Origin of the sequence: Klebsiella sp. WOUb02 (assembly GCF_050058015.1) — a bacterium.
Classification (GTDB): Bacteria; Pseudomonadota; Gammaproteobacteria; order Enterobacterales; family Enterobacteriaceae; genus Klebsiella.
Genome location: NZ_CP170110.1, coordinates 1,549,508 through 1,573,336, shown reverse-complemented (window position 1 = coordinate 1,573,336; position 23,829 = coordinate 1,549,508). Strand labels below are relative to the sequence as shown.

Annotated in this window: 28 protein-coding genes and 1 pseudogene; 15 read left to right on the top strand and 14 right to left on the bottom strand. The window is 57.4% G+C overall.

Going from position 1 to position 23,829, the window contains the following annotated elements; all coding sequences use genetic code 11:
- Positions 1 to 2 precede the first annotated feature (2 nt).
- The 7 genes from argC to ABOC21_RS14430 all read left to right on the top strand — a co-directional run bounded on the left by argC (position 3) and on the right by ABOC21_RS14430 (position 5,515).
- Positions 3 to 551, top strand: a complete 549-nt coding sequence (argC, locus tag ABOC21_RS14460; protein WP_426815049.1) for an N-acetyl-gamma-glutamyl-phosphate reductase — start codon at positions 3 to 5, stop codon at positions 549 to 551.
- Positions 544 to 927, top strand: a complete 384-nt coding sequence (locus ABOC21_RS14455) for a hypothetical protein (protein WP_426815048.1) — start codon at positions 544 to 546, stop codon at positions 925 to 927. The genes argC and ABOC21_RS14455 overlap by 8 nt, the downstream gene beginning before the upstream one ends.
- A gap of 365 nt (positions 928 to 1,292) precedes the next feature.
- On the top strand, positions 1,293 to 1,955 hold the full coding sequence (locus tag ABOC21_RS14450) for a DUF3313 domain-containing protein (protein WP_095096693.1): 663 nt from the start codon (positions 1,293 to 1,295) through the stop codon (positions 1,953 to 1,955).
- 240 nt (positions 1,956 to 2,195) lie between these two features.
- Positions 2,196 to 2,669, top strand: a complete 474-nt coding sequence (locus ABOC21_RS14445) for a paraquat-inducible protein A (protein WP_426815047.1) — start codon at positions 2,196 to 2,198, stop codon at positions 2,667 to 2,669.
- The gene (locus tag ABOC21_RS14440; RefSeq protein ID WP_426815496.1) at positions 2,662 to 3,282 is read left to right on the top strand and encodes a paraquat-inducible protein A; all 621 of its coding nucleotides are present in this window, start codon (positions 2,662 to 2,664) and stop codon (positions 3,280 to 3,282) included. Before ABOC21_RS14445 ends, ABOC21_RS14440 begins: the two co-directional genes overlap by 8 nt.
- Complete coding sequence (locus tag ABOC21_RS14435) at positions 3,279 to 4,889, top strand: intermembrane transport protein PqiB (protein WP_426815046.1); 1,611 nt, start codon at positions 3,279 to 3,281, stop codon at positions 4,887 to 4,889. Before ABOC21_RS14440 ends, ABOC21_RS14435 begins: the two co-directional genes overlap by 4 nt.
- A gap of 20 nt (positions 4,890 to 4,909) precedes the next feature.
- Positions 4,910 to 5,515 carry a PqiC family protein gene (locus tag ABOC21_RS14430; RefSeq protein ID WP_426815045.1) on the top strand — a complete coding sequence of 202 codons (606 nt, stop codon included), beginning with the start codon at positions 4,910 to 4,912 and terminating at the stop codon, positions 5,513 to 5,515.
- 75 nt (positions 5,516 to 5,590) lie between these two features.
- Here the strand turns inward: ABOC21_RS14430 and ABOC21_RS14425 are convergent, their stop codons facing one another.
- Together ABOC21_RS14425 and ABOC21_RS14420 are read right to left on the bottom strand one after the other, a co-directional pair.
- Positions 5,591 to 6,214, bottom strand: coding sequence for a TetR/AcrR family transcriptional regulator (locus ABOC21_RS14425; protein WP_426815044.1), 624 nt, complete (start codon positions 6,212 to 6,214; stop codon positions 5,591 to 5,593).
- 55 nt (positions 6,215 to 6,269) lie between these two features.
- Positions 6,270 to 6,407 (bottom strand): hypothetical protein, encoded by a 138-nt coding sequence (locus tag ABOC21_RS14420; RefSeq protein WP_426815043.1) that lies wholly within the window; start codon positions 6,405 to 6,407, stop codon positions 6,270 to 6,272.
- Between the two features lie 343 nt (positions 6,408 to 6,750).
- Between ABOC21_RS14420 and ABOC21_RS14415 the strand changes: the two genes are divergently transcribed.
- Positions 6,751 to 7,005 carry a diguanylate cyclase domain-containing protein gene (locus ABOC21_RS14415; RefSeq protein WP_426815042.1) on the top strand — a complete coding sequence of 85 codons (255 nt, stop codon included), beginning with the start codon at positions 6,751 to 6,753 and terminating at the stop codon, positions 7,003 to 7,005.
- A 232-nt stretch (positions 7,006 to 7,237) separates the two neighbouring features.
- On the opposite strand, the gene ABOC21_RS14410 is transcribed toward ABOC21_RS14415, so the two are convergent.
- Together ABOC21_RS14410 and ABOC21_RS14405 are read right to left on the bottom strand one after the other, a co-directional pair.
- A complete protein-coding gene (locus ABOC21_RS14410; RefSeq protein ID WP_426815041.1) occupies positions 7,238 to 8,440 on the bottom strand; it encodes an MFS transporter in 1,203 nt (400 codons plus the stop codon).
- Between the two features lie 80 nt (positions 8,441 to 8,520).
- On the bottom strand, positions 8,521 to 8,904 hold the full coding sequence (locus ABOC21_RS14405) for a tautomerase family protein (protein ID WP_426815040.1): 384 nt from the start codon (positions 8,902 to 8,904) through the stop codon (positions 8,521 to 8,523).
- Between the two features lie 105 nt (positions 8,905 to 9,009).
- Here ABOC21_RS14405 and ABOC21_RS14400 point away from each other — a divergent pair, with 105 nt between their 5' ends.
- Positions 9,010 to 9,471, top strand: coding sequence for a MarR family winged helix-turn-helix transcriptional regulator (locus ABOC21_RS14400; RefSeq protein WP_426815039.1), 462 nt, complete (start codon positions 9,010 to 9,012; stop codon positions 9,469 to 9,471).
- A gap of 49 nt (positions 9,472 to 9,520) precedes the next feature.
- Positions 9,521 to 9,631: pseudogene (locus tag ABOC21_RS14395) on the top strand (AraC family transcriptional regulator); the annotation flags it as partial.
- 80 nt (positions 9,632 to 9,711) lie between these two features.
- Here ABOC21_RS14395 and ABOC21_RS14390 read toward each other — a convergent pair.
- The 8 genes from ABOC21_RS14390 to ABOC21_RS14355 all read right to left on the bottom strand — a co-directional run bounded on the left by ABOC21_RS14390 (position 9,712) and on the right by ABOC21_RS14355 (position 16,887).
- Positions 9,712 to 10,005, bottom strand: coding sequence for a YciI family protein (locus tag ABOC21_RS14390; RefSeq protein WP_426815038.1), 294 nt, complete (start codon positions 10,003 to 10,005; stop codon positions 9,712 to 9,714).
- Between the two features lie 179 nt (positions 10,006 to 10,184).
- Entirely contained in the window at positions 10,185 to 10,556 is a 372-nt protein-coding gene (locus ABOC21_RS14385; protein WP_426815495.1) for a VOC family protein, read from the bottom strand.
- Between the two features lie 186 nt (positions 10,557 to 10,742).
- Positions 10,743 to 11,858 (bottom strand): M20 family metallopeptidase, encoded by a 1,116-nt coding sequence (locus ABOC21_RS14380; RefSeq protein WP_426815037.1) that lies wholly within the window; start codon positions 11,856 to 11,858, stop codon positions 10,743 to 10,745.
- The gene (locus tag ABOC21_RS14375) at positions 11,858 to 12,613 is read right to left on the bottom strand and encodes a glutamine amidotransferase (RefSeq protein WP_426815036.1); all 756 of its coding nucleotides are present in this window, start codon (positions 12,611 to 12,613) and stop codon (positions 11,858 to 11,860) included. The genes ABOC21_RS14380 and ABOC21_RS14375 overlap by 1 nt, the downstream gene beginning before the upstream one ends.
- 20 nt (positions 12,614 to 12,633) lie before the next feature.
- On the bottom strand, positions 12,634 to 13,713 hold the full coding sequence (locus ABOC21_RS14370; protein ID WP_426815035.1) for a phosphotriesterase family protein: 1,080 nt from the start codon (positions 13,711 to 13,713) through the stop codon (positions 12,634 to 12,636).
- 3 nt (positions 13,714 to 13,716) lie between these two features.
- Entirely contained in the window at positions 13,717 to 14,718 is a 1,002-nt protein-coding gene (locus tag ABOC21_RS14365; protein WP_426815034.1) for an ABC transporter permease, read from the bottom strand.
- A gap of 18 nt (positions 14,719 to 14,736) precedes the next feature.
- On the bottom strand, positions 14,737 to 15,483 hold the full coding sequence (locus tag ABOC21_RS14360) for an ATP-binding cassette domain-containing protein (protein WP_426815494.1): 747 nt from the start codon (positions 15,481 to 15,483) through the stop codon (positions 14,737 to 14,739).
- A 381-nt stretch (positions 15,484 to 15,864) separates the two neighbouring features.
- On the bottom strand, positions 15,865 to 16,887 hold the full coding sequence (locus ABOC21_RS14355) for a LacI family DNA-binding transcriptional regulator (protein ID WP_426815033.1): 1,023 nt from the start codon (positions 16,885 to 16,887) through the stop codon (positions 15,865 to 15,867).
- 342 nt (positions 16,888 to 17,229) lie between these two features.
- On the opposite strand from ABOC21_RS14355, the gene ABOC21_RS14350 reads away from it, so the two are divergent.
- On the top strand, positions 17,230 to 18,183 hold the full coding sequence (locus tag ABOC21_RS14350; RefSeq protein ID WP_426815032.1) for a substrate-binding domain-containing protein: 954 nt from the start codon (positions 17,230 to 17,232) through the stop codon (positions 18,181 to 18,183).
- Positions 18,184 to 18,186: 3 nt separating this feature from the next.
- On the opposite strand, the gene ABOC21_RS14345 is transcribed toward ABOC21_RS14350, so the two are convergent.
- Complete coding sequence (locus tag ABOC21_RS14345) at positions 18,187 to 19,056, bottom strand: PfkB family carbohydrate kinase (RefSeq protein ID WP_426815031.1); 870 nt, start codon at positions 19,054 to 19,056, stop codon at positions 18,187 to 18,189.
- A gap of 27 nt (positions 19,057 to 19,083) precedes the next feature.
- Between ABOC21_RS14345 and ABOC21_RS14340 the strand changes: the two genes are divergently transcribed.
- The 3 genes from ABOC21_RS14340 (at position 19,084) to ABOC21_RS14330 (ending at position 21,751) form a co-directional block, all read left to right on the top strand.
- Positions 19,084 to 19,929, top strand: coding sequence for a BtpA/SgcQ family protein (locus ABOC21_RS14340; RefSeq protein WP_426815030.1), 846 nt, complete (start codon positions 19,084 to 19,086; stop codon positions 19,927 to 19,929).
- Positions 19,929 to 20,573: a TenA family protein gene (locus tag ABOC21_RS14335; RefSeq protein ID WP_426815029.1), complete on the top strand. Its 645-nt coding sequence runs from the start codon at positions 19,929 to 19,931 to the stop codon at positions 20,571 to 20,573. Before ABOC21_RS14340 ends, ABOC21_RS14335 begins: the two co-directional genes overlap by 1 nt.
- Before the next feature lie 218 nt (positions 20,574 to 20,791).
- Positions 20,792 to 21,751, top strand: coding sequence for an AraC family transcriptional regulator N-terminal domain-containing protein (locus ABOC21_RS14330; protein WP_426815028.1), 960 nt, complete (start codon positions 20,792 to 20,794; stop codon positions 21,749 to 21,751).
- A 29-nt stretch (positions 21,752 to 21,780) separates the two neighbouring features.
- Here the strand turns inward: ABOC21_RS14330 and ABOC21_RS14325 are convergent, their stop codons facing one another.
- The gene (locus ABOC21_RS14325; RefSeq protein WP_426815027.1) at positions 21,781 to 22,839 is read right to left on the bottom strand and encodes an NAD(P)-dependent alcohol dehydrogenase; all 1,059 of its coding nucleotides are present in this window, start codon (positions 22,837 to 22,839) and stop codon (positions 21,781 to 21,783) included.
- A gap of 251 nt (positions 22,840 to 23,090) precedes the next feature.
- Between ABOC21_RS14325 and ABOC21_RS14320 the strand changes: the two genes are divergently transcribed.
- Positions 23,091 to 23,780, top strand: coding sequence for a helix-turn-helix transcriptional regulator (locus ABOC21_RS14320; RefSeq protein ID WP_426815026.1), 690 nt, complete (start codon positions 23,091 to 23,093; stop codon positions 23,778 to 23,780).
- Positions 23,781 to 23,829 lie beyond the last annotated feature (49 nt).

Genomic DNA, 23,829 nt, shown 5'->3' with positions numbered 1-23,829 from the left:
CAATGACTCACGTATTTATTGATGGCGAACAGGGCACCACGGGGTTGCTAATCCACGAACGCCTGCGCCGCCGTTCCGATATTGAACTCATGACTCTGCCCCTTTCCCGACGCAAAGAGCGGCGTCTTCGCGCGGAGATGCTGAACGACTGCGACATCGCCATTCTGTGCCTGCCCGATGAGGCGGCGCGCGAGTCGGTCGCGATGCTGGAGAACCCGAGAGTGCGCGTTATCGATGCGAGCTCGGCGCACCGCACCGCCCCCGGGTGGACCTACGGCTTCCCGGAGATGAGCGCCGGCCAGCCCGAACGCATCAGGGCCTCGCAGCGCGTCACCAATCCAGGCTGTTACCCAACCGGCGCCATTGGTCTTCTGCTGCCGCTGGTCAACGCCGGGCTGCTGCCCGCCGATTATCCCGTTTCCATCCACGCCGTGTCCGGCTATTCAGGCGGCGGAAAGGAGGCGATTGAGTCTGTACGAAGGCGGGGATGTGGGCTCCGGGCCCGCTTTTCAGGCGTATGGTTTAGCTCTCAGGCACAAGCATGTGCCTGAGATCGCGCGCTATGCCGGACTCTCTGTGCCGCCTTTTTTCATGCCGGCTTACGGCGCGTACCGTCAGGGGATTCTCCTGAGCGTGCCGCTGCAGCAGCGCCTGCTGCCTGAACATGCTGATGCAGCAGCAATACAGGCCTGCCTTGCGCAGCATTATCGTCATAGCGGGCAGGTCAGGGTGCTGGCGCCCGAAGTCGCCGGCGAGCTCGAGCGCCTCAATCCGCAGCATCTGAACGGCACCAACGAGATGGAGCTGGGCGTATTTTCCAATCCTGAAAGCGGGCAAATCTTGCTGACGGCGGTCTTCGATAACCTCGGCAAAGGGGCGTCGGGAGCCGCGGTGCAAAACCTGAACCTGATGATCGGCGCCGGCTAACTTTCGCCTGGCGCGACACAACGGTGTTCTTCCAATGGATCGGTAAGGCGAAATATATAATATCCGGCCCCGGAAGGGGCGATAAATTCATTTTTTATCAATTAGTTATTTGCTAATGAGTCCGGCGCAGCGTCCGTGCCGGGCGCCACATTGTCCTACGCAATCAGCTCCCTCAAAAAAGCCAGCCGCGCTGCATCCATGCGTTAATTCTCAAACAGAATAATTTCGCCGAACAATTAAGTTGACAGGTTTCAGTGATACGATCAAAACTAAACCGTACAGTTTACATTGGGTGTGAATTTGAGTGTTTTTACGCAAGGCTGGCCGGTAGGCGCAGCCCTTAACCAAAACGAAAGGATCTGCACATGAAGATGTTAAGGCAAATCGGTGGGCTGGCGGTTATCGGTGTCACCCTGCTGTTGGCGGGGTGTGCCGGTAATGAACCCGTGCGTTACAGCGGTATCGACTCGGCTTCAAAGCTGACGGCAAACACCGATGATAATGCCGATCGCATGCCATATCGTTATTCGCCCCTGGTGGACTGGCGTAAGTACGACAGCATCATCATTGACCCGGTGAGAATTTATCAGGGCAACGATGGACAGTTTGACGATATGGCGCAGGCCGATCGCCAAACGCTTGCCGCTCATATGCAACAGGAGTTCAGCAAAGCGCTGAGCGCGCGCTTTAAAGAGCTTAAAGAGCCCGCGGCGAATACCTTGCGTCTGAAGTTGACGCTGACCGGGGCTGACACCACACCGCAGGTGATCGGAACGTTCACCAAATTCGATCTGGCAGGAGGCCCCTACAACATTGTGCAATCGGTGCGTGGCGGTCGGGGGCTGATGAGCGGTTCGGTGGATTATGCCGTCGAAATTTATGACGCAAACAGCCACGAACTGCTGAAAGCCTACGTTGCCCGGCAGTATCCGAATGCCATGAATATCTCTGCCAGCATCGGCTCGCTGAGCGCCGCCGAAGTCGGTATTGAAAAAGGGGCGGAAGAGCTGGCGGAAGCGCTCAGGTAGCCTCAGACACAGTACGCGCAGCCGGAAACTTTTAAGCGCAACCGGCTGTGATTTTCCCCATTAGCAACGTCCTGGCGGCCCGGCGTAATGAAGACATTCCCGCATCTGATCATCTGCCCACATTGCGACAGCGTTTACCAGAGATTACCCTGCGCGTCGGGCGAAATCGCGCTCTGCCAGCGTTGTTACGCAGTGCTATGGCGTGGTCACCGGCGTGTGCCTGGCCATGTACTGCCCCTGATGTTGACGGCGGCAATCATCCTATTTCTGGCCTGTATTTTTCCGGTTATATCCGTTGGGTTTCACGGGATGGCGAACGACGTCACTCTGTGGAATGTGGCATGGGCGCTGGCTACCGGAGACGGCAATCCGATTATGGCGGTCTGTACCGCTTTTCTTCTGGTTATTGCCCCTTTCTTACAGATAATCCTCACGGTATGGCTGCTGAGCTTTGCGTATTTCGCGCGTCCGGCACCGGCGTTTATCTTCATTATGAGAGCGCTCAAGTGGCTACATCCCTGGAGCATGGTGGAAGTTGGCGTGCTGGGTTTTCTTGTCGCCGGAATAAAGCTCTCGTCACTGCTGGATGTATCCATAGGGCCAGGCGGTTGGGCGCTGGCCCTATCTTGCGTGCTGGTTGTCCTCATCAACAGCCACGATCTGCGTCCGCTGTGGGATCTGCTTACGGTCGAGGAGAAGAGCTGTGGTGAGTAATCCCCCTTTTGCCCGTCAGATGCAGGTGTGCCGCTGTTCTCTGTGTGGCCTGGTGTGCGCCGACGAAACGGCGTTCGGCGTGCGTAGTAAATGTCCTCGCTGCCAGACGGTGCTACCTGGACGCCAGTCCGGGCGTTCGCATTTCAGCGGGGCGCTGCTGTTAACCGCCATGATCCTATACGTACCTGCCAATATTTTCCCGGTAATGTACACAACGCTTCTCGGTCATGGCAGTGAAAGTACGATCCTTTCCGGCATCGTGGCCTTCTGGCGAAGCGGGTCGTGGGGGATTGCGGCGATCATTTTTATTGCCAGCGTGATGGTTCCCTGCCTGAAATTTCTGTCAATGAGCGTATTGCTGATCTCAACTGCCCGAAAGAGTCGCTGGGCCAGATGCGAACGGACCAGGCTGTACCGGATAATGGAGTGGATTGGCCGTTGGTCGATGTTGGATGTGGTGGTGGTGGCCGCGGTGTGCGGCCTGCTCCGCTTTCATGTGCTCAGCGAGGCCGAACCCCGGGTTGGAATTCTGCTTTTCGGCCTGGTGGTCATTTTGACTATGTTTTGTGCGCTGAGTTTTAAACCAAAAACGCTATGGGAAGACAAGCAATGAAGCCTCCTGTTTCGGGTATTCCTCTTTTTCGTCACGGCCGCTGGCGCAATGCCGTCATCTGGCTGATTCCCGCGGTCGCGTTTGTGGTTGCCGTGTCGATGGTTATCCAGGCACGCCTGTCCGTCGGGCCGGAGGTGGTGATTACGTTTCGCAGCGCCGCCGGTCTCGAAGCCGGAAAAACAGCGGTGAAATATAAAGATGTCACCGTCGGGCTGGTGAAGGAAATCACCCTCAGCCCCGATAACACCCAGGTGTTAGTACGGGTCACGCTTGGCAGAAGCGCTCAGCATCTGGCGCTCGCCGACACCCGATTTTGGGTGGTCAGGCCGCGAGTCGGGATGAGCGGCGTCAGCGGCATTGATACGCTGTTGTCCGGGGCCTACATCGGCGTGGACAGAGGAAAGTCCGATGAAAGTAAATACCAGTTCACCGGTATGGAAACCCCTCCGGCGATCGTCAACGACATGACGGGCAGCCAGTTTATGCTGGAAGCGGATGACCTTGGATCGCTGGATATTAACTCTCCGATTTACTACCGCCGCATTCCGGTGGGACGGGTCACCTCCTGGCAACTGCGCAAAGACGGCAGGGGAATCGATCTCAACATCTTTATTGATGCCCCTTATGACCGCCTGGTCACGGCGGATTCGCGATTCTGGAATGTGAGCGGCGTGGATCTCTCGGTAGGGAGCGACGGTTTTCAGCTTAAAACTCCGACGCTCGCCGCCATCATGGCGGGGGGGATCGCGTTCTCAAGGCCGGATGACCCAACCCGCGGCGTGCTCTATAAGCAAACGCGTTACAAACTGGCAGCGGATCGGGAAAGCGCGATGGCGCCTGAGGATGGTCCGCCGGTACGTTTTCAACTACGTTTTGAACACGGCTTACATGGCCTGAACATTGGCGCTCCGGTTGAGTTTTCCAGCGTACGAATCGGACGCGTTGCCGCCGTCGAGCTTGACTATAACCCCGACGGATATCGCTTTCCGACCATTGTGGATATTGACGTTTACCCCTCGCGGATGGGCAATGTGCTGGAAAAACTGCCGAAACTAACAGGCGACACAGACCTCAATACGGCTCTTTTCACGCGCGAGATGATCGCGCACGGGCTGCGAGCGCAGGCCACTTCCAGCAGTCTGCTGACGGGGCAACTTTACATCTCGCTCGATTTCTTACCGGATGCGCCAAAAGTGAACTTTGATGCGACAAGGCGCCCGGTTGAGCTGCCCACCGTGAATGGCGGGCTGACAATCCTTCAGGACCAGCTCACGGATATCGCCAGGAAAATAAACAAAATGCCGCTGGATAAGATCGGGACCAACATGAATAACACGCTGGAAGAGCTGAATAAAACTCTGCGAATGGTGAACAATCAGTCTCTGCCCGCCGCCAACCGCCTGATGCAACAGACTCAGAAAACGACACAAGACGCGCGAAACCTGCTGGCGGAAGATTCTCCCCTGATGATTAACCTCCTGCAGTCCTTACAGGAGACCACTCGAACGCTGCGGGCTGTCCGCAGCCTGACAAACCAGCTGGATCGCCAACCGGAATCGCTATTGCAGGGCCGCTCCGCAGATGCGGAACTAAACGCTCCCCGTTAACTTAAGGCAGGAGAACGACCATGAGAACCGTTTTATTTCTTATCCTCGGCGTCATGTACCTGCCGGCAGGATGCTCATCCCCCCAGGTGCGTTATCACTCGCTGGTCAATTCTGACTCCGTTTCCCGCGCCGTCGCGCCGGCGGACTTTGTGATTGATCTGCTGCCCGTTGGCGTTCCGGCCCAACTGGACACTCAACAAGTTGTGGTTCGCCAAAGCGACAGTCGCATCGTCGTTCTGGACAACGATCGCTGGCTAAGCCCGCTGGGCGATGAGCTGCAGACAGCGCTGTCCCTCAGCATGACGCAGCAGCTTAACACTGTGGATGTAGCGGGGCTGGGGCGGGATAACAGCAAACCTGTGGTACGGGTTCTGCTGCAGGTTCGGCGTTTTGATAGCTGGTCCGGCAAGGCCGTCAGCCTGGATGCTGGCTGGAGCCTATCCACGCAGCGAGGGGACGAAAATCGCCGGCTGGTGTGCAAAAGCCACCTGTCGCAAACTCTCTCCGGCGGTCCGGCGCAGATGTTTGCTGCCTGGCAGCGTGTGGTTGAGCGCCTGGCGAGCCAGATAGGTCAGACCGCGACGGACTGGGTGGCGACGGGCGCGGCCGTTTGTCGCCGTGACTAATCTTTCTTAGCGTATAAAAAAACCGGGTTCGAGGCGGCGAACCCGGTCTCCACATGCCTGCTGGCCGGGCAGGGGCTATTCAGGTTTTTTAAGCGCGCCGTCGAGAAACAGCCGCACGCCATTCCTGACCATCTCACTGACTTTTTCCTGGGTAAAATCAGGCATATTGCGCAAGAAAAACAAGACCTCGGTTTCCGCTTTGATCAGCGATGTAAACTGGATGGCGCGAAGCATTGGTTCCGATGGCGCCAGTTCACCCCGTTCCATCGCCGCCTGCATTTCCTGAGCCAGCGTCTCCATGCTTTGGCGGATGCCGGATTCCAGAAACAGTTTCCCGATATCGGAGTGGCCGGCTTCGCCCAGCACAACGCGATAGATCTGCAGCGCCTGGTTATCGCATGCCACTACCCGCAGCATATCTTCGCCAAAGCGGATGAGTTTTTGTTCCAGGGAGAGGTGCTGGTTTTCCGGTTGAGTCAGCCCGCTAGCCGCTTCGGTGAGAAACCTGGCGCTGTAGTTGCGCACAACCGTTTCAAACAACGCCTCTTTTGAAGAGAAGTATTTATAGAGCGTGGCCTTGGAGCCACCGGCACGTCTGGCTACTTCATCCATTGAGGCTCGTTCGTAGCCGACCTCCAGAAACACCTCGGCGGCGGCGGCCACGATCCCCTCGCGGCGCGCTTGCGTCAGTACCTTCATGTTGAACCCTTAGCTGGTTAAAAAATGAATAACTATACCGTACGGTATTCACGCATTATGCCACGTTAGAGCGCTGAATGCCTTGACCGGGATCGTTCTCTGCGGGCAGCGCCGTCACGTCGCCGGCTGCATTTGCTGCCTGATATAGCTTTAAACCGTCGTGGCCGGGGATTTCGCGACTGGTTAAGCTCAACAGACATTTACCTGTGGTCATTACCAGGTGAGAAGGTATTGATTGGCGCTATAATTGCTGTCACTTGTTGGTGATACGACAGGAAGTTAGCCATCTTGTCCAGGCAAAAATTTATCAGCGCAATCGTACTGATCGTGGTTTGCACTACGGCTCTTTTTACCGCGTTGGCCGTCCGTGAAGGGCGTGATTTGCAGAATTATATGGGATATGTTGCCGAAAAGAAAAATCATGACGCCGGCGTTTGAACAAAAATCCGCTCCCTCATTGAGCGAAATATCCCGATCACGGTTATTGCAATTGACAGCGATGGGTTTAAAAAATCAATGATACCCGGGGCCATCATATGTGGGATAAAACGATACAGATGCTGGGTTCAGCTGTGGGGATCGCCATTCGTAAGAGCGACTACGGCATACGGCTGGACGGCGATGAGTTCTGTCTGGTTCTTATTGATTATTCCCTGAATAAATCCCGCGATGTTATTGCCCGCGCGCAGGAACATTTGCCCACCATCGATCGTGATAGGCTGGTGGCGTTTTCCTGGGCGCGTATCAACTTCAGTCGGGGATATGCTGGCGCAGGCGATGCTCAAAGCTGATGATATACTCTATCAACATAAACGCAGCAAATATGTCGAACGGAAATGAGGATATTAAGAAGGCGTCGCTGACGATAATAACAGCGACGCTGCTCTGTAAAGCGAAAATTTAATCAGAAGCAGTGGCTCATGCCTATATGCAGTATCAGGTCTTTATTTTCTCGCCACATGAGAAATATCAGTAGCAGGAGGGCCAGAATGAGGCAAGCCGCTATGGTCCTGAATGAACAATTCATACTTTCAGTCCCGTCAGCGCACGCTTTGAAACTTCCCGGATGGGCCAGTTCAGCGCCGCAGCGATAACGCTGAGAACGATACTTACGTACCAGACAATACTATAGCTTCCGGTGACATCGTAAAGATATCCTCCCAGCCAGCCGCCAAGAAAAGCGCCTGCCTGATGCATCAGGAAGATAATTCCCCCCAGCATTGATAAGTTCCTTACGCCAAACATTGTTGCTACCGTTCCGTTAGTTAACGGTACGGTTGAAAGCCAAAGAAGCCCCATGGCGATACCAAAACAGTAGGCCGACCAGGTCGTAACCGGGAACGAGATAAACAAGGTAATGATTACCGCCCTGGCAATGTAGATCAGACTCAGTAGCTTTGTTTTTGAATAGCGGCTGCCAAGCATCCCGGCGAAATAGGTCCCGAAAACATTAAATAAACCGACCAGAGCCAGCGTGGAGGTTCCCGCGATGACCGGGAGATGGTTATCCATAAGATATGAAGGGAGGTGAACACCAATGAAGACGACCTGGAATCCGCAGACGAAGAACCCGAGGGATAAAAGCCAGAATCCGGAATGTTCCAGAGCTTCCCGTAATGCTTCGCTCATCGTCTGATGCGGTTCAGAAGGCGCGGTTTCCTGACGCTGAAACAGCGCTGCGGCGGGCAGCATTAGCATAGCAACCATGCCGAGAGCGATCAGGGCCGATGCCCATCCCAGCCCGTGGATCAGCACCATGCTGCCGGGCAGCATGGCAAACTGCCCAAATGACCCCGCTGCGGCAGTGAGCCCCATCGCCATGCTGCGTTTTTCAGCGGGAACGGTGCGGCCAATTGCCCCGAGGATGACAGAAAATGAAGTACCGGACAGACCAATACCAATCAGTAATCCGGCACTGAGCGAGAACAGCAGGGGGGTATGCGCAAAACCCATTAGCATCAGTCCCGAAGTATAAAAAATCGCCCCCGTGATGATGGTCCTGCGAGTCCCGAAGCGATCCGCCAGCGCCCCGGCAAACGGCTGCGCAACTCCCCAGATAATATTCTGTATTGCCATCGCAAACGCAAAAACTTCGCGTCCCCAGCCAAACTCAGCGCTCATAGGATGCAGAAAGAGGCCGAATCCATGCCTTATCCCAAGGGAGAGAAAGAGGACCAGCGCCCCACCAGTAATCAGCCAGAAGCTTTTATTCTGCGAAAAAGTCATTAAAAAACCTCGAGGTTAACTGATAAAACGTCATCAACGACTCTATTTTTTTACTTCTGACCGCATCCCGTTGTCCGGGATCATTCGTCCGCGTACTGCGCCTCGCCGTTGCCGAAGGACCAGTTTTCTTTTTTTACCTCCACCAGACTGATAAAGACATCTTGTTGACGAAGTCCCACCGCGTGGTGGAGTCCGTCTGCAATGGCTCGGTACAGCGCCTTTTTTTGCTGCGTGCTACGCCCTTCGTTCCAGGTTATCTGAATGGCAACGAAGTCATCGGTGCGATTTATGCCGAGGTAGCCCGGATCATAAATCAACCCTGCCGGCTCATATTCACCGATCGCCTGAAAACGGTCATTCTCCGGGACGCCCACGCTCACCAATGCGGCGTAGACCGCGTCAGCCACTTTCTGACGATAGTCAGCGGGCTTCCCTTTACGTAGATCGATGCGAACAAATGGCATAACGTCTCCTCGCGGTTGATTGAAAATACGTGCATATGCTCTTATTTGCAATGTCAGCATATGCTGGTAAAATCAAGGCGTCAACGTTAATCAGGAAGGGGATGTATGTCTCAGAATGAGGGTATCGGCGCGTCGTCTGGCGTAAGTTGTCACTGCACTACCTTGCGCAAAGCCTCCCGACGTCTGTCGCAATATTACGACAGTATTTTGGCTGAGAGCGGGCTCAAGACCACCCAGAGGGCGATTCTGGCCCAGCTGCGGCGAGCTGGCAGCCTGTCGGTCAGCCATCTGGCTGAGGCCCTGGTCATGGATCGGGGAGGACTTGCTCATACGCTCAAACCTCTCCAGCGGGATGGCCTGATAAGCATCGACGCAGACCCCTCCGATGGGCGCTCGCGTCTGGTGTCACTGACTCCGGCCGGCAGGGAAAAACTCGGCGAGTCGGATGCCAGCTGGGCGCGGGCGCAGCAGCAGTTTGAACAAAAACTTGGGAAGGCGGAGGCGCTGACGCTGCAGGCCCTGTTATCCCGTCTTGTGGCCGCCGAATTTGAACAGGACAACATCTAAATGCAGGCAGTCAGGCTGATTCTCCGTCGATCTTTGTCAGAGTGCGGTTATGTCAGCAGTTGCTGAACAGGCGATGCCTGGAGACTGGCTCTATTTTCGTCGTGATGCCGAAACGGGCATTGAAAGCGTTAACGCTCACTTTACGGGTCACGCCTATGATAGCCAGGCGCCGGCGGCGATTTAAACTGGGGAATGTTCCGTTATGGGCGGCTCAATATGCGCTACTGAGCCGATGTAAAGTCAGAAAATATTTTCGAGCAGCGGAACCTTCATACTGGCATCGAAGGGAATAATTTCCGCTTTAGCTATTTTTAATTTTTGGAATGGGTCCTGGCTGAGACGTTCTTCCAGCGATTCGAGGCTGTCAGATTTGGCAAGTATGACGCCGCCATTACGGGGAATTCTTCTTCCTGATGCCAAAAACACGCCATCGGAATAGCCTTGTTTAAGCCACTCAACATGTGCAGGTATTTGAGAATCAACTTCTTCGAGTGGTTTTATATAAGTTAAAACAACTACATAAATGATGCTCATTTTAAAGTCCTTATGCAAAGAAAGCCTTAAAATGCTACCACCGCAGGAAGTAAAGCTGAAGCAGTAAGATAAGCGCCCGGCATATTAGCGTCGCAGACGGGATGGCGAAAGCGACGCTATTATGGCGGTATAAAATTACCGGTATCAGGACATACGGGGGGCTATAAAACCGGCCTTAATTACTTCTGCAGGATTTGCCCAACGTCGATATGATTTCCATCCGGATCGGCGAAAACAAATGCCCGAATACCATAATCTTTATCCTCCAGGCGTTTAATAATCCTCGCGCCAATTTCCTGACAGCGGGCGTATAAGGCGCTGGCATCATCAACCAGCAGGTGGGCGACAGGAAAGGAGGGTGCCTGGTGCTGCGGCTGGAGGGTCAAATGGAGTTCAGCCTGTTCACGCTTTACTATCATAAAACCCAGCGGATCTCCGTTTGCAAAAACCACGTTGAAGTTCAGCCCGTTGATATAGAACTCTTTGGCAATTGCGATGTTTTTAACCGGTAGCACGGCGGCGATACGACCAAATCTGACAAGATCCTGCACGATCAACCTCGAATTGTTAATCAATGAATGGCATAGCGTTGGGCGGTGCCGGATAAGTAATGAAGATATAATATTTTCTCCGCGCCGACATTGAAACTTTTGCCGCGCGGCGAGCAGCCTGTTGGCTCGCGCTTCGGCGGATCGTTAACGCCCGTCTCCGGCGCTGAGCGGTTTTAATCGTCGTCGTTAGTCCATCCAGTCGTCGATAATCTCCCCGTACAGCCGCTCGGCCTCGTCCAGCCGGCTGAGCAGGCAGTACTCGTCGGTCTGGTGGGCCATCGACGGCTCGCCGGGGCCGAGAATAATGCAGGGCGGACTACCCAGGGCGGGCAGCAGCAGGGAGGCGTCGGTAAAGTAGGGCACCACGCGCGGCTCCAGCGGCCCGTCATGCAGCGGCCGGCAGCGCCGATAAATCTGCGCTATCCACGCGTGCCTCTCTTCGCTCAGCACCGCAGGCAGATCGACCAGCGTGGTGAGCGTCACGCTCTCGCCAAGCAGCGCGCTCAGCCGCTGCCGAATGGTGGCGTGCTGCAAATTGGGCGCGCTGCGGATATCCACATCAAAGCACGCGCGGTCCGGCACGGAGTTAATATTAAGCCCGCCTTCAATGCGCCCGACGTTGAGCGTGGGCTGCTTCATCAGCGGATGCGGCGCGCCCGGCGAAAAATGGCGGATCTTACCCAGCGCATCCGCCGCCAGATAGATAGCGTTAATCCCCAGCTCCGGCATCGCCCCGTGGGCGGTTTTCCCCCGGGTTTCCGCGCGCAGCCACAGCGCGCCCTTATGGCCGATAACCGGATAATTGGCGGTGGGTTCGCCGACGATCAGCGCGCCGACCTCCGGCAGCGCGCCGGAGGCGATCAGCGCCCGCGCGCCGTCGCAGCCGGTTTCCTCCCCGCCGGTGATCAGCAGCACCGCGCCGCGCCCGGCGAGGATCGGCTCCCGCCGCTGGGCGCAGGCGACGGCAAATGCCGCCACCGCCGCCTTCATATCGCTGGAGCCTCGCCCGTAGAGCCGCCCGTTTTCAATCTGCGAGCCGAAGGGATCGTAGCGCCACCGCGCGTTGCCGAGCGGCACGGTATCCAGATGGCCGGTGAAGGCCAGCGGCTTGCCAGCCGTCGCCCCCGGCAGCCGGGCAACCAGATTGCTGCGCCCTTCGCCGAACGACGACAGCGACACCTCGAAGCCGCTATTGCATAGCCAGTCGGCAAAAAAGCGCATGCAGTCGGCTTCGTTTCCCGGCGGATTGATGGTGTTGAAGCCCAGCAGCCGCCGGGCCAGTTCGAGGGTGGTGGTCGCCATCAGCCGCGTTCCGTCAGCCAGTCGAGGCAGTTAATCCACAGCTGGCGATAGCCGGGCCATTGGGCAAACTCCTCGGGCAGCCAGTGCGCGGACATATCGCTGGTCCACACCAGCGAACGGCCCCGCTGATATTCGCGCACCGCCAGCAGCGGGTGCCCGGTGCCGGCAACGGTCGCCAGCAGCCTGCCTTCCGGGTGCATTTCCACCTCGTTATAGCCCAGCAGCCACGGCCACTCGCCGGGAATATCGTTAAACAGGGCGTGGGATTCGCGCACTTCGGCATAGCAGCCCTCCGGGGTTTCAATACGATCGTCCCACGCCAGGCAGCGCACCGGCAGAACTTTCTCCACCGCGGTATGGCGATAGCGCGCGCCGCCGTTGATTCCCTGGAAGCTGTAGTAACCGCCGATCATCATCAGCGAGCCGCCGGCGGCCACGTAGTCATGCAGCAGCGTCAGGCGGTTGGCGGTGCGGCGGCTTTTCAGCCAGGTATCCGGGTGCAGCAGCAGCGTGTTGGCGCCAATGTCCGAGAGGATAATCGCATCCCACTCCTGCAGCTCTTCCAGGCTCAGCGGGAACTCGGTCGCCGCCGCGTGGGCCGGCATATAGGTGATGGCATAGCTGCTGTCGGCCAGCGCGGCGAGGAAATCCGTCGCGCCGGTGTGCCAGGTGGCGGTAGCAAACTGATCGAAGCCTTTAACGTGCGTTGCGGTGCTGGTCCAGGATTCACCGACCAGTAAAACTTTCTTCTTCATTATGAGGTTCCTTTTTATCCTTATCCGCCGAATACCCGCCGGGGATTGTCAATCATCAGGGTTTCAAGCTGTTCGCCGCTGACGCCGTGGCGTCGCAGGCGCGGAACAAAATGCTTGAGTATGTAGCCGTAACCGTGGCCGCCGTAGCGGGTGAGCATGGTCTTCAGGAACACGTCCTGCGATAGCAAAATCTGCTGGATGTAGCCGTCGTCAATCAGCTCCCGAATGGCGCGGGCGTTTTCTTCGTCGGAGGGCGACTGCGCCGACTCGTCGGCGTAGTAGTAGCTCATGCCGATCATGTCGTATTCGAGGAACGCCCCGCGCTGCGCCAGCTCGCGCTGATAGCGTTTATCGGCAAAGCTGGGATTCATATGGCACAGCACCGTATGGCGCAGATCGGCCCCTTCCTGTTCGAGGATATCCAGCACCCGATGGCCCAGCCGCTCCCAGCCCGGCAGGTGGACCTCGATCGGCACCCCGGTCGCCGCGCTGGCCCGGCCCGCCGCGCGCAGGGACTTCTCTTCATCCGCGGTAAAGCGGCTGGAGACGCCGATCTCGCCGATCAGCCCGGCGACAATCTCCGGCTTCTCCTCCGCGCCGCCGACGTCGTAGATCAGCCGCTCGGTCAGCCGTTCGACGCTGCTGCTCTTCACCCACTCGGGATGCGACGGCTCGAGATAGAAGCCGGTGCCCATAATAATATTCAGTCCGGTCAGACGCGCGATGCGCGCCAGCGCCTGCGGATCGCGGCCGATGCCGATATTGGTCGGGTCGACCACCGTTTCCCCGCCCAGGGCGCGATATTTGCTCAGCTCTTCGATCGCCACGTCGACGTCAAACAGCTGGCAGTTATCGCGACTGATCAGCGGGTTCAGCGACAGCTCGCCGAGGTTTTCCATCTTCACCGGCATTTCGGCAAGGTGGCGATCGCTGCAGCAGCAGGGCGGTACCCACTTGCCGGAGGCATCCAGCAGGATATGTTCATGCATCAGCGTGACGCCCATCTCGCTGATCGGCAGCGGGCCGAGCACCGTCATCACGTAGCCGCTGCTGATGCCGACCGGCAGCGGAGTGGGGTGGCGAAAAATTGATCCTTTCATGAGCTATCCTTTTGCCGCTGAGCGCGTGGGGTTGAGAATGCGGGTGTTGAGCCAGATCGCCAGCAGGATAATGGTGCCGGTGGCGATCTGGGTGTAGAACGGCGAGATATGCGACAGGATCAGCCCGTTCTGAATCACCGCAATCGACAGCGCGCCGAGCAGCGTGCCGATAATGGTGCCGAAGCCGCCGAACAGGCTGGTGCTGCCGAGGACGACGGCGGCAATCACCTGCAGCTCGAAGCCTTCCCCCTGGTTGGAGGAGCCGCTGCCGAGGCGGGCGGTAATAATCATGCCGGCCAGCGCGGCGGCCATGCCGCTGATGATGTACACCCGCATGGTCACCGCTTTGGTGTTAATCCCGCTGCGCCGCGCGCCCTCGGCGTTGGCGCCGATAGCCGTCACGTAGCGGCCAAAGCGCATATGATTCAGCACGATATGCCCGATAACCAGAATCATAATGCCGATCAGCGCCGGCATCGGGATCCCCAGCACCCAGGCGCGCCCGATAAATGTAAACAGGCTGTCGGCGGGGACGGGGATCGAGTAGCCCTGGGTCACCAGCAGCGCGATGCCGCGGACCACGGCGAGGGTGGCGAGGGTAACGATAAACGCCGGAATGCCTTCATAGGCTATAAAGAAGCCGTTGATGGCGCCGACTAATCCGCCGAGCAGCAGACCACCGAGCAGCACCACCGGCCACGGTAAGCCCCAGCTGTTGAGGGCTATGGCCGAGAGCGCGCCCACTAGCGCGAGAGTGGAGCCCACCGACAGGTCGATGCCGCCGGTGGTGATCACCAGGGTCATCGCGGTCGCCACGATCAGCAGCGGGGCGCTCTGGCGAATGATATTCAGCCAGTTGGTACCGGTCAGGAAGTTGCCGGTGATGAGCGAAAACACCACGCAGCAGAAGACGAAAAACAGCGCAATGCTGACCACGCCAGAGTGGTTATGCAGCAGGCGGCGCGGCAGCGAATGCTGGATCATGCGGGAGCTGCTTAAGTTCATGATACTCATCCTGTTACCTCAGTGTGCTGCCGCAGAGCGAGCGGTGAATTTTTCGCCCACGATCAGGTTAACGATATCGCTCAGGCTGGTGTCGGCCACCCGTCGATCGGCGACGTTGGTGCCTTCATACATCACCATGATTCGGTCGCAGACCAGGAAGAGATCCTGCAGACGATGGGTGATCAGAATGACGCTTACGCCGCGCGCGGAAACGCGACGAATAAGCTCCAGAACCGCCTCGACTTCCGCCACGGCAAGCGCGGCGGTGGGCTCATCCATAATCAGCACCTTGGGGTCAAAAGCCGCCGCGCGGGCGATGGCAATAGCCTGGCGCTGGCCGCCGGAGAGATTGCGGACCAGCAGGCGGGTATCGGGAATGGAAATACCCAGCCCCTTGAGCATCTCCCGCGCGTCGGCGTGCATTTTGGCCTCGTCGAGGAAGGGGATACCGAGCACCGATTTCATCGGCTCGCGGCCCATAAACAGGTTGCCCGCGACGTCGACGGTATCGCACAGCGACAGGTCCTGATACACCATCTCGATACGGCAGCGGCGCGAGTCCGCCGGATTGGTAAACTGCTGCTGTTCGCCGTCGATGCGGATAGTTCCGCCGGTGGGGATCACCGCCCCGGACAGCACTTTGGTCAGGGTTGATTTCCCCGCGCCGTTATCGCCCACCAGGCCCAGCACTTCGCCCGGAGCCAGCTCCAGGTTTACGCCGCGCAGGGAGCGTATTGACCCGTAGGTCTTGGTGATATTGATCATTTCTACCCGTGGCGGGGTAGTTTGTGGCTGCTGCATCCGATTCGCTCCCATCGCTATTGCCGGGAAAATGTTTGCCATTCCGGTTGAAAGACTCCATCCAACACGGTTTACGCCCTTGTAAACCGGTTTACCTGCGGAGTGGAGCTTTCACATGTACGGTCAGGTCAAACGCTATTTAAGATATTTGTTCGCCAGTAAGAACATTGCAGCATCCGTGCCAGGGCAGAAAAAACACAGCAGCCCCATCACTTAACCCTATGTAACAGATAGAATTTATTAGCGGTTTATAAGTAAACCGGTTTACTAATTATAATCAACAGATTTTAAGTTGAGCGTTTTTTGCGCCAAAACTGGGCGCTTTTGCGCCATTTTGGGACGCGCTTAACAAATCTTAATCGAATCGCGGCCAATCCATTCCACCGGCAGACGGGTCTCCGCCGGGATATCTTTCTCGTTATTCAGCAGGCGCAGCATGATGCTCACCGCGGTGCGGCCCAGCTCCCGCGCGGGCTGGCGGACGGTGGAGATACGCGGCTGGGTAAAATCGGCATAGTTAGCGTCATCGAAACCGACCAGCGACAACGCCTCCGGCGCCTGCAGTCCGCAGGCGCGCAGCCCGTCGAGCAGGCCAAGCACCAGATAGTCGCTGGCGGCAAAGACGGCGGTGGGGCGCAGCGGCTGGCTGAAGAGGTGGCGCAGCGCCTGCTGGCCGAACTCGCGCTGGTAGTCGCCGTACATGACCCACTCGGCGGGCCAGCTCAGGCCGGCCTGCTCCATCGCGGTGCAGAATCCCTGGTAGCGTTCACGTACGCTCATCAGCTTGTCCGGCCCGCCGATGAAGGCGATACGGCGATGCCCGGCGGCGATCAGTTTCTCCGTCGCGATCCGTCCGCCCTGGACGTTGTCGGCAAAGACCTTCGGCACCGTGCTGCCGGGAATATCCTCATCGAGCAAAACGATGCGCTCGTGACGCTGAACCTCTTTTCGCAGCAGGCCGTTGTCGGGGCGGTTGGTGGTGAACAGCAGGCCGTCAACCTGGCAGGTATCCAGCCAGCGAATGAACTGGCACTCTTTTTCCGGGTTGTTGCGGGTGATGCACAGCACCAGGCTGTAGCCGCTGGCCGAGGCGGCCTCCTCAGCGGCGTCGGCCAGTTCGGCGAAGAAGGGGTTGGTAATATCGGGGAGAACCAGACCGAGGGTTTCGCTTCCGCCTTTGCTCAGGCGGCGCGCCAGGCTGTTGCCGCGATAGTCCAGCTCGCGGATCGCCGTTTCAATGCGGTCGATGGTTTCCTGCGGCAGCACAATATTGTTGTTCATATAGCGGGATAAGGTGGCCTTCGACAGTCCCGCCAGCTTTGCCACATCGGATAACAATACGCGTTTTATACTCATTTCCTGCGCCATTTCTGCCAGAGTCGGCTATCTGTAACATAGTTAAGCGCGGTCAATACAGCAATTTTTCCGCCAGCGGCGGCGCTAAATAAGTGCTTGACAAAATTTAATCGGCGGAGAATTGTATAGGCAGTTTACCGCATCATCCGGGAAGTCATTCCCAAACCCGCTTAAAACATTCCAGTCGCGCACCGAAACGGACCGGTTGCCGGAATGAGCCAAGCAGGTATTAGCCGAACGGTCTTCGATCGCCCCGGCCATACGCGATATTTGCCCGCCAAAAAATAATCCTTCTGCGTTCGCATTGCGGCGTGGAACTCTGCTGGCTATCAACTATTCCCGACGAGGATACTGATGATGTTATTTAACACCGGAAAACTGCGTTTTATTGCTGTGGCAACGTCTCTGCTGGCATCGCTGAGCTTTATTTCTTCCGCCAGTGCCGCCAATCCCACCTATGCGTTAGTGCAAATTAATCAGCAGGCGCTGTTTTTTAATCTGATGAATAAAGGCGCGCAGGATGCGGCTAAGGCGAGCGGTAAGGATTTAGTGATTTTCAACTCCAACGATAATCCCGTGGCGCAGAATGACGCGATTGAAAACTATATTCAGCAAGGCGTTAAAGGCATCCTGGTTGCCGCCATCGACGTTAACGGAATCATGCCCGCGGTGAAAGAAGCCGCCGCCGCGAATATTCCTGTTATCGCTATTGATGCGGTATTACCGGCGGGTCCTCAGGCGGCCCAGGTCGGCGTGGATAATATCGAAGGGGGCAGAATTATCGGTAAATACTTCCTCGATTACGTGCAGAAAGAGATGGGCGGTCAGGCGCGGCTGGGTATCGTCGGCGCGCTGAACTCGGCGATTCAGAACCAGCGGCAGAAAGGCTTCGAAGAGACCCTGAAGAGTAATCCGAAAATTACCGTTGCCAACGTCGTCGACGGGCAGAACGTGCAGGATAAAGCGATGACCGCGGCGGAGAACCTGATTACCGGCAACCCGGATCTGACGGCGATCTACGCCACCGGCGAACCCGCGCTGCTCGGCGCTATTGCCGCAGTGGAGAACCAGGGGCGCCAGAAGGATATTAAGGTCTTCGGCTGGGATCTGACGGCGAAGGCGATTTCAGGTATCGACGGCGGCTACGTTACCGCCGTGCTGCAGCAGGATCCTGAGCAGATGGGGGCGGAGGCCCTGAAGGCGCTGAATGCGATTACTTCGGGTAAAACCGTGCCGAAATCCATTCTGGTTCCGGCTACGGTGGTGACCAAAGCGAACGTTGATAGCTACCGTTCGCTGTTTAAGTAATCTTCAGGCATCGCCCGTCGCTAGCAGGGCGGCGAGCTCGCGGCCGTCGGGAAAGGCGCTAAAGGTACCCCGACGGCTTACGGTGATGGCGGCAGCGCGGCTGGCATGGGCCAGCGCCAGGCCGTCCGGCGCCACGCCGCGGCGCAGCGCCGAGGCCAGCATAACGGCGAGAAAGGTGTCGCCGGCGCCGGTGGTATCAAGCGCTTCGACGGCGGCGGCGGGAGAGAACCGGCGCTGGCCTGCGCGAACCAGCCAGGCGCCGGCAGCGCCCTGGGTAATGACCAGGGTTGGTACGCCATAAGGCTGCAGCTGCTCCGCCTCTGACTCATTGACCACCGCGATATCGATAAGCGGCCACAGGAGGGAAAAATCAGGATTGACCGGCGAAGGATTAAATACCGTGGTCATCCCGCGCGCTTTGGCGAACTGGAACAGGGCGCGGGTCTTTTCCAGCGAGAAATTACCCTGCTGCAGCAGAATATCGCCTGCGGCGCTCTCGGCCAGATGCGGAAGAATATCATCGAGGCTAAAGGTATCGGCGGCGGCGGTGGTGGTAATAATTGCATTATCGCCATCGGCGCTATTTAAGATAATTGAGGTGTCGCTATGTTGGTTGCAATTCCCGACGGGTAGCAGCGTCAATGGTTCATTTATTAGCTGCTGGCGTATCCAGGATCCATTGCTGTCATTTCCCGTGGCCGCAATTAAGCATGTATCTATGCCGCAGCGGGATAATATAATCGCCTGATTCGCGCCTTTTCCGCCGAGATCCTGCGAAACTTTAATGCCATGAATCGAGGTGCCTTTTTTCGGTATATCCGAAATGGCCCAGGTTTCATCTACGGTAATATTACCGATAACGTAAACACGCATAGTGTTCCCTTAACAGGATGGATAAACATGACTTCTATATCAGCAGAAAAACCCAGCGCAATACAAGCTATTTTTTCACGTCGCAAGGCGGTCATTGGCGTTATTCACTGCGATCCCTTTCCGGGTACACCTAAATATCGTGGTAAATCAGTTAATGGTATTATTGAACGTGCGCTTCGGGACGCTGAAAATTATATTGCGGGCGGCGTTCACGGTCTGATTATTGAAAACCACGGCGATATTCCCTTTGCCAAACCGGAGGATATTGGTCCTGAAACCTCGGCGCTGATGGCGGTGATTACCGAGAAGGTTCGCGAGCGTTTTGGCGTGCCGCTGGGCATTAACGTGCTGGCCAACGCCGCGATTCCCGCGCTGGCTACCGCGCTCGCCGGCGGGGCCGATTTCGTCCGCGTAAACCAGTGGGCCAACGCCTATATCGCCAACGAGGGGTTTATTGAAGGGGCGGCGGCGAAGGCGCTGCGCTATCGCAGCCAGCTGCGCGCGGAGCATATTCGCGTCTTTGCCGATAGCCACGTCAAGCACGGCAGCCACGCCATCGTCGCCGACCGTTCGATTCAGGAGCTGACCCGCGACGTGGACTTCTTCGAGGCCGACGCGGTGATCGCTACCGGCCAGCGCACCGGCGACAGCGCCACCCTCGAGGAGATCGATGAGATCCGCGCCGCTACCGCGCTGCCGCTGCTGGTGGGTTCCGGCGTAACGCCGGCCAACGTCTGCCAGATCCTCGGGCGCACCCAGGGGGTGATCGTCGCCAGCACCATGAAGGTGGACGGCGTCTGGTGGAACGATGTCGATCTGGCGCGGGTTAAGCACTTTATGTCGGTCGCTCAGGCCGCGCTGGAGGAGGCGTAATGGAAGCGTTTAGCGAGCGCCTGCTGCGTGAACATCAGCAGGTATGGCAGGCGATGCAGCAGCACCGCTTTGTGGTGGATATTGAGCAGGACCGCCTGCCGGAGACGGTATTTAACCGCTATCTGGTCTTTGAGGGCAATTTTGTCGCCACGGCGATCGCCATTTTTGCCCTCGGCGTCAGCAAGGCGCCGGATATTCGCCAGCAGCGCTGGCTGATCGGCGTGCTGAACGCGCTGGTAGATACCCAGATCGCCTGGTTTGAGCAGGTACTGGCCGAACGCCGGGTTAATCCTGCCGATTATCCGGACGACCGTCCCGGGGTGCGCCGCTTCCGCGACGGCATGCTGCGTATCGCCCGTGAGGGGAGCTATGAACAGATTATTACCCTGATGTTCGGCGCGGAGTGGATGTACTATCACTGGTGCCGGCGGGTGAGCGAGCGCGGCCAGAGCGACGCGGATCTGCGGCGCTGGGTCGAAATGCATGCGGAAGAGGAGTTTTACCGCCAGGCCCGCTGGCTGAAGGAGGAGCTGGACCGCTGCGCGATGGCGCTGAGCGAAGGCGAAAAGCAGGCGCTGTCGGTGCTGTACGGCGAGGTGCTGCAGTGGGAAATCGATTTCCATAGCGCGGCGTACGAAGCGTAGCCGCAGCGATACACACGGGGCGGCCCGCAGCGGCGCCCCGTCACTCTACCGACAAACAGACCCGGCAACATGCCGCCCCGTGGGCCCGCAGACTATGTCCTCATCGCGCAGGCGCCGCTCTTTTGTCTTATTCAGCACAATCCACGCCGATAATTTTTCATGACTGTTTTAAGATAGTAGCTTCCGCTCATTTTCATTCCAACCGCAGGTGTCACCGAGTGCTTCAGCGTATTGACCGAAGAACAGAGCGGCTACGTCAGCAGACCGCCGCGATCCGTAAGGATATTGCGAACCTGATTCAGCGCCACACCGCCGGCCAGGCGGGCATTTTTACGCCTTTTCCCGGGGTGATGATGGCGCAACTGCATGAGCCGATGCCGCCGCTGGCACAGGTTTATGAGCCCAGCCTGTCGCTGGTGATTCAGGGGGAAAAGAACGTGACCGTGGGTGAGACGGTTTACACCTATAACGAATCGTGTTTTTTCCTCACGGCGATAAATTTACCTACCGTCTCTGAAGTCCCCGCCGTCAGCCCGGATGCGCCGTTTCTCTCGCTGCTGATCGGGCTGGATTTAGGGCTGGCGCGTGAAGTGATGGCCGATATGGAACTACGCGGCGGGCGCGCGAGCCAGCAGAGCGCCGGCATGGCCCTGGGGGAGGCGAACGAGCGCCTGCTTGATGCCGTGCGGCGATACCTGGCCAATGCGGAACTGCCGGAGCATGAGCGGCATTATATTAATGACTTAACGCTTCGCGAAATCTTCTACCTGATACTGATTGGGGATGCCGGCAGCGTATTCCGCGAGACGGTAGTGGCGGGTACCAGCGGCCAGCGCGTCTCCATGGCGATCGGCTGGCTACGCGATAATTATCTGCAGCCGCTGAAGGTCGAAGAGCTGGCGCGGATGGCCGGCATGGGCGTTTCGACGCTTCACCACCATTTTCGCCGGATGACCTCTTTGAGCCCGCTGCAGTATCAAAAGCGGCTGCGGCTGCACGAAGCGCGCCGTCTGCTGATTGCCGAGGAGGGCGATGCTGCCAGCGTGGCAATCCGCGTAGGGTATGAGAGCGTGACGCAGTTTCACCGCGAGTATAAGCGGATGTTTGGCGTGACGCCGATCCAGGACAAAGAACGGCTGCTGAAAGGGGCCGGCTATCCGGCCTTCGGGGTGAAATAAAATCAGCCGGGTGACCGGCTGATGCGCATTCAGGCGGCGGTGAGCGACGCCATATCAATCACAAAACGGTACTTCACATCGCCCCGTTCCATGCGTTCGAACGCCTCATTGATTTGCTGCATGCTGATGGTTTCGCAATCGGGATAGATGCCTTTGCGCGCGCAAAAATCCAGCATCTCCTGCGTTTCTGCAATCCCGCCGGACGGCGATCCGGTAATGCGTCGACGCCCCATAATCAGCGGTAGCGTGCTGAATCCCTCCATATCACCCAGCGCGCCAACGATGACCAGCGCACCTTCGACATCCAGCAGCTGCACGTAGGGAGAAACGTCGTGACGCGTCGGGATCGTATCGATAATGACGTCAAACGAAGACGCTGCCTGGCGCATAGCCTCATCCGACGTGGAGAGCAGGACATGTTCTGCGCCGAGCTTGTGCGCCTCTTCGGCTTTGCCGGCGCTGCGGGTGATCACCGTCACCTCTGCTCCCAGGCCTACCGCCATCCGTACCGCGAGGTGGCCTAAACCGCCAATCCCCACGACCCCGACGCGCGATCCCGGCCCGACGCTCCAGGTTCGAAGAGGCGAATAGACGGTGATGCCCGCACACAGCAACGGCGCGGCCCGCGACGGATCGAGTCCCTGCGGCAGGTTGAGAACAAACTCTTCGCGCACCACGATCTGCTTTGAGTATCCGCCATAGGTGATGTCACCCGTCTGACGGTCGCGGCCGTTGTAAGTGACGGTGGGGAATTCACGGCACATCTGCTCTTCATGACGCCGGCACTGATCGCACTCCTGACAGCTATCAACGATGGTGCCTACCGCGACCATCTGGCCGATGGCGTAGCGTTTCGCGTTGGCGCCGACGTCAATCACCCGACCGACGATCTCGTGACCGGGGACCAGCGGGTAGACGGTTGGCCCCCACTCCTGCCAGTCGTTACGCGCCTGATGGAGATCGCTGTGGCACACGCCGGAGTAGAGGATTTCGATCGCCACGTCGTTATCGCGCAGGGCGCGGCGTTCGAAGGCGAAAGGGACTAAGGGCAAATCGGCGCTCAATGCGGCATAACCATAAGTTTTCATTGTTGCTCCAGCTGTTTGCGGGTAAGAAAGCCACACTGTAGCGGGGAGATAGCGGAAGGGGTGAGCCTGATTCTGCCTGAAAGTTGCCTGTTTCTCTGGCGGAGACCGTTCTTGTCGGGATTGAAAGCGCGGGGTTCGACTTATATCATCGGACCGCTGCTGATAAATTTTATGCCGTCGGCAATCAATCCCCTGCGGGCTAAAGCCGGGCATATCGCAGGACGCAACGCGCCGTGCCACAGGAAAACGCCATGACCCGTACGCAAAGACTGCTTGAATTGCTCCAGATACTGCGCGAGCACCGGTATCCGCTAACCGCCTTGACCCTTAGCGAAAGATTGGGAATAAGCGTGCGTACCGTTTACCGGGATATTCAGACGCTCCAGCAGCAGGGGGTGTATATTGAGGGCAGTTCCGGCATTGGGTATATTATTAAGTCTGACTATCATTTGCCGCCGCTGACTTTTACCCCGCAGGAAATTAACGCCCTTACGCTCGGGCTAAACTGGGTATGTCATAACACCGATGCTGATTTTAAAAAGATCGCCAAAAGCACGCTGGCTAAAATACGCTCAGTTACGCCGGATAAATTAAAAGAGCACATCGAGTATCAATCGTTGCTGACCGGACCGGGTGAAAAAGATGCCGCTTTTTTTGCCGAGCTGCGCCATGCGATTAATAACAGAAACAAAGTTCAAATCGCGTATTGCGCTAAAAACGAACGGCTATCCTCGAGAGTTATATGGCCAGTGGCGCTGGCTTATATGGAGAAGTGCTGGCTGCTGGCCGGATGGTGCGAGCTGCGCAAGGATTTTCGTCATTTCCGAACCGACCGAATAATGGGCATCTCGCTGCTTGCCGATAAATATAACGACAGCAGGATCGGCTTATTGAGAAAATGGCGGACGCAAGAGGGGCTTCACCTGGATGATGAGTACTGACAAAAGCTGTCACTCCTTTTTCATATACTTCTGTAGAGCATAAAAATCA